Annotated in this window: 1 protein-coding gene; it reads right to left on the bottom strand. The window is 74.2% G+C overall.

All coding sequences use genetic code 11. The features are described from left to right. The coding region (locus E6J59_03490; GenBank protein TMB22605.1) for an alpha-2-macroglobulin at positions 1-3,014 on the bottom strand (3,014 nt) is incomplete at its 3' end. Positions 3,015-5,189: the final 2,175 nt, after the last annotated feature.

Below are 5,189 nucleotides of genomic sequence, written 5' to 3'. Positions count from 1 at the left end.
TTGTCGGTCGCCACCTCGAAGACGCGCGTCGCCGGCTTGGCCCAAGTGACGGGCTCGGTGCCGCCGGCGTAGAGGTCGACGCCGATCACCTGTGCGCGTCCGAGCCGGTCGTGGGCCTCCAGCTCGACGACGTAGACGCCCGCGTGGTCGATCGGCAGGTGGAGGGTCGTCGGCTCCTCGCCGCTCGTGACGGTCGTCTCGGAGACTTTTTCGTCGACCACGTCGGTCACGTAGCGGGCCACGCCGTTCGAGAAGTCGCTGGCGCGCAGATGCGAGTGCCACTGGCGATTCAAGAGGCGCACCTTCACCTCGGTGCCCTTCTGCAAGCTGCCGTCCGGGCCGACCACGATCACCTCGGGCGCGACCTCGGTCGCGCGCTCGAGGTAGCGCGGCACCTTGAGCCCGAGGACGAAGGGCGGGAGCGCGACGACGTGCTTCGTGTTGGTGACCGTCTGGTCGTCGGGGCCGGTCACCGTCGCCTCGACCACGTAGGTGCGCGGCTGCGCGGTCGGCTCGACGGCGGGGTCGAGCGAGAGCTGGGCAGCGCCGTTCTCGTCGGTGGTGTCGTCCTTCTCGAGCTTGCCGGAGGACTCGAAGCGCTTCGCGCCCGAGAAGCGCACGTCCGAGGAGTACTCGAAGCCCTCGCGCTGCTTCGGCGACCAGGTGTACGGGAACTGCGTGACGCGCCAGGCGACGGGCCGGCCCGCGACCTTGCCGCCGGCGTAGTAGGTGGAGGTGAGCGCCACCTGGAACTCCCCGTCGAGCGGGACCTTGTCCGGCGCGTGCAGCTCCACCTCGAAGGTCGGGATGCGGTAGGCGTCGATCCGGAAGGTGACGTTGCCGTAGGGCTTCTTCTTCGCGTCCTCCAGGTGCGCGGAGTAGTCGCCAGTCGGCAGGTTCGCCTCGGAGAAGGCCGCGTAGAAGCTCCCGCCGGGCGTGAGCGTGACGGGCCGCTTCCAGGTCTGCTCGCCTGGTCCCTGAATCACGACGGTGCCCGCGAAGCTGAGCGGCGAGAGCTTCCCCCGCTCCCGGCGGCGCACGTAGCCCTTCACGTGCACCGTCTCCTCGGGGCGGTAGACCGGCCGCTCCGTGAAGAGGTGGCAGAGGTCCTCCGGCGGGGGCGTGCGTGCCGCGAGCGGCTCGAAGGCCCACTGGAGCCAGGTCTCGCGCGTCGCGGACCAGTGGTTGTCAGCGTAGGCGTCGGGCGCGTGCAGCGGCTCGAGGACGAGGACGTCGTCGGCGCTCGCCACCACGATGCGGCGCACCTGGCGGTAGATCGGGTGCGCGGGGTCCCAGCCCGGTGCCGGCCAGCGGAAGGTCCCGTCGTCGCCCGCCTTGCCCTCGGCGAGCGTCACCCACTCATTCTCGCGCGTGCCCTCGAGCTTGACCGACGCGCCCGCGACGGGCAGGCCCCTCACGAGCGAGGTGACGGCGAAGTGCACGGCGTCCGGCTCCTCCATCGTGGTGAGGCTCAGGTCCGTCACCTGCACGCGCATCCACGAGCGGTCGCTCGAGCTGTCGAGGCGGCGAAGGCCAACGAGGTAGGCGCCGGGGCGCTCCCTGCCGGCGACGCGTGCGAGGTGCGGTGCGAGGTCGAGGCCAAAACTGGCCGCCTTCCCGTCGCGGCGGAGCGGGAGCCCGACCAGCGTCGAGACCGGCGGCGAGCCGAGCGCCGCGATGTGGCGCTGCAGCTCCGCGAGCGAGACGGGGCCGAGCTCGGTGTGCGGCGCGGGCTCCTCGCCCGGGCCGGGCGGCCGCTGCGACTCGTCCACGGGGACTGGCCGCGCGGGAAAGGGCCAGAAGGCGCGGTCGAGCGGGTCCAGCCGGTGCAGGCGGAGATCGAGGCGCTCCTTCCCGCGCCCATCGAGCGGCACCATCTGTGGGCCGAACCGCTCGACCAGGCCTTGCGCGGCGTTCCAGCCGAGGTAGCTCGGCTGGCGCGGGAAGTAGACCCACAGCTCGCTCTCGCCCGTCATCTCGAGCGGTCGGCCCTGCACGTCGGCGACGGCGGCGGGCGTCAGCATCACGCGGTAGGGCCGCTCCGCCGCGAAGTCGCCCGCGACCACGAGCGTCTTCCCCTCGACCGCGAAGGAGAGGTCGTCCACCGCCGGCGTGAAGCGCACCAGGTTCCGTCCCTCGACCGGGCCGATGTCGCGCGGCGCGGTCGAGAACTCGACGAGGAGCGTGCGACTCCCCGCCGGGCAACCGAGCGCCTGCGCCTCGGTGTAGCGCGCGCCCTCGGGCGTCACGGGATAGGCGCGGCGCCGCTCCCCCGCGTCCCCGGCCCCGCGGCAGCCCAGCTCGACCACGCGGAACGGCTCGGCCGTCGCAAACGCGACCTCGGCGAACGACTCCGTGGCGGCGTCGTCGAGCGAGAGGCGGAGGTGGACGACGGCGCGCGTGCCGAGCGGGACCGGGCTCGCGAGCTCGAGGACATAGGTCGCCGGGTCGGCGCGCGCGTGACGCTCGAGCGCCTTCACCTGGAAGTCGGCCGCCGTCATCCAGCGCGCCTGGCCACTGCCGACGCCGGGGAGCGGTCGGAGCTCGATGGTCACCATGCGCGCCAGGTCCGCCGGGTCGATCGGCTCGGCGAAGGTGAGCGTGATCGACTCCACCCGCTCGAGGCCGAGCGCGTCGTTGGGCGGGATGGCGTTGGAGGGCGCCGCCATGAGCGTCGTGAGCCGGACCTTCGTCTCGCGCGCCGCCCAGGCAAAGCGCGCGAGCGGCGGCCACGGCTCCGCGGGGCGGAACTGGAGGGTGCGCGCGTCGAGCCAGGTGAACGCGCCCGGGTGCGACGGCGAGAGCGTGACCAGGCGCTCCGGGTGATCCTCGGGGCCGCCCTTGGCGGGCCCCACGTCCTGCGCGAAGAAGACCGTCACCGGGTCCCAGCGGCGGAGGAAGTGATCCGGGACGATGATCGTACCCGCCTGGCCGGCGGGTCGCGTCGCCGCGGGCGTCACGGGCTCGGCGGCAGCCGGCGCGGCGAGCAGGGCGAGGAGGAGAACGAGCATCATCGCGGCACCGCCCCGGCCTTGGCCATGTACTCGCGCACCACCTCGTCGGGGGGCCCTGTGCCTGGTAGCTCGATGCCCGCGAGCGCGGGCCGCACCGCGACCGGCCCCGACTCGGGAGGCGTGCGGAGCTCCAACAGGTACGTGCCCGGCTGGAGCGTCGGCATCTGCACCACACCCGTGCCGAGCCGTTTCCCGTGTGCGTCGAGGAGCGTCGCGGAGACGACGTCCGGGCTCGCACGCACGCCGACGCCGACCGGACCCTCGCGCGTCACCGTGAACGAGAAGAGCGCCGTCCCGCCAGCGGGGAGGAGGCGCTCGGGGCCGAGCCCCTCGCCGATCTTCATGACCCGCGACGCCGTCACCTCGGCCGTGCCCCAGAGCGTGCCGCCGCCCAGGGCGCGGAGGCCGATCTGCACGGGCTCGCCGGCCACGTAGGTGTCGAGGGCCGCGCCACTCGCGTGGACCTCGACCTCGGGCGGCGCCTCACCGCGCTTCACCAGCGTCAGCACGGGCGTCGAGGTTCGGAGGTGGAGCATCCCCGAGAAGCGTGGCGGCACACGCAGCGCCTGCATCGTCCCCGCGAGCGGGACGACCGCGGCCGGAAATGCGATCTCCGTCCCCCGCGGCAGCCCCGCGCCGCCCCAGAGGTCGAAGGCCTCCTCGCCGCGCCGATCCACCCAGGCGAGGACGAGCCCCGGCCCGTGGTGGACGAGCAGCGTGCCGCCGTCCCTCGCGAGCGGGAGGTCGGCGCCGTGCGCGACGCGGCCGTCGCCACCCACCAGCACGGCCTCGGCGCCGGCGCCGCGCACGTGCAGCGCGAGCGACCGCTCCGCGTCGCTTGCCGCCGCCGGCGCGACGGCGAGGCGGAGGATGCCCGCCCGCGGATCGGCGCCCTCGTATGGCACCCCCGGCGCGAGTGGCGCCGTCATGCCGTTCGGGCCGAGGGGAAGGACCTCGTAGTGGAAGCTGTCCTTCGCCCCGCGGGTGTGGAAGAGGGTCAGGTGGTCGGCGCTCGTCTCGACCGTCTCCTCGAAGGGCTCGCCCCCGTGCCAGTGGACGCTGGTGATGCGTTCGCCATCGGAGAACGCGGCGAAGGTCGCCTCGCCGAGGGCGAGCCGCACGCGCTTCGGCCCGGAGTCGACGTTGAGGACGAGCCCGCCAACGTCCTCGAGCTCGCCGTCGGGCGAGCGTTCGTATTCCAGGACCATCGTCAGCGGGACACTCCACTCGCGCACCGTCACCAGGCTCGGCGACGCGGTCCACACGACCGCCGTGGGCCGCTTGCCCGAGAGCGCCACGGAGACGGCGGAGTGCGGGCCGACCGCCATGCCCTGGACGGCGGCGCGGGGAGACGCCGGCGCGCCGGGCGCCGCCAGCACGACGCCCGGCTGGCCCGCGAGCGAGGTCGCGACCACGAGTACCGCATCGCCTGTCGGGTTCGCGACGTCGAGCTGCGCCGGTCGTTCGCTGTCCAGCTCCACCTGGAGCTCTCGCGCCGCGCCGGGCGCGAGCACCGCGCGGGTCGCCTTGAGCGTCTTCCGGGCTCGCTCGCGCACGAGCCAGAGAGTCTTCCCAGTCGCCGCGACGACACCGTTCGCCGGCTCGCGACAGGGCGCGTCGGGCACCGAGCAGGCGCGCACGCCGCCACCCACGCGGAAGACGCCCGGACGGTCGAGCGCGACCGCCACCGCGCCGGCGGGCGGCTCGAGGCCGCGCGCTGCTGCCAGTGCAACTCCCGCCCGGAGCTGCTGCTCCGTCGTGCGGGGCAGCGCGAACGCGACGGCGGTCAGGTGCGCGCTGGTCGCGCGCCCGTCGACGGACCACAGGCGCAGGCGGTACTCGCCGCCACGCGCGAGCGGCACTTCGATGCGCGCCGTGCGTCCGACCGCCGCACCCACCGTGCGCCCGCCCGCCTCGAGCGCGCACCCGAGGCTCTCCGGCGCGCTCGCCGCGACCAGCAGCAGCTCCGCATCCGGCGGCACCCGGAGCGGGTAGACGCGCACGCTGCCCTCGAGCGCGACGTCTGTCCGCGCGGGGAGCGCGAGCAGCGGCTCCACTGCCTCCTCCGGCGCGCGCATCGATACGATCGTCGTGGCCGAACCCCGCCCGACCGGCTCGACGTGCAGGCGATATGCCCCGGCGGCGAGACGGGCCTGGATCTGGAAGTTCCAGTCG

The sequence above is a fragment of the Deltaproteobacteria bacterium genome, from assembly GCA_005879795.1.
In the GTDB taxonomy this organism is placed as follows: Bacteria; Desulfobacterota; Binatia; order DP-6; family DP-6; genus DP-6.
The sequence above is the reverse complement of the archived record's forward strand: the minus strand, read 5'-3'. Positions and strand labels throughout refer to the sequence as shown.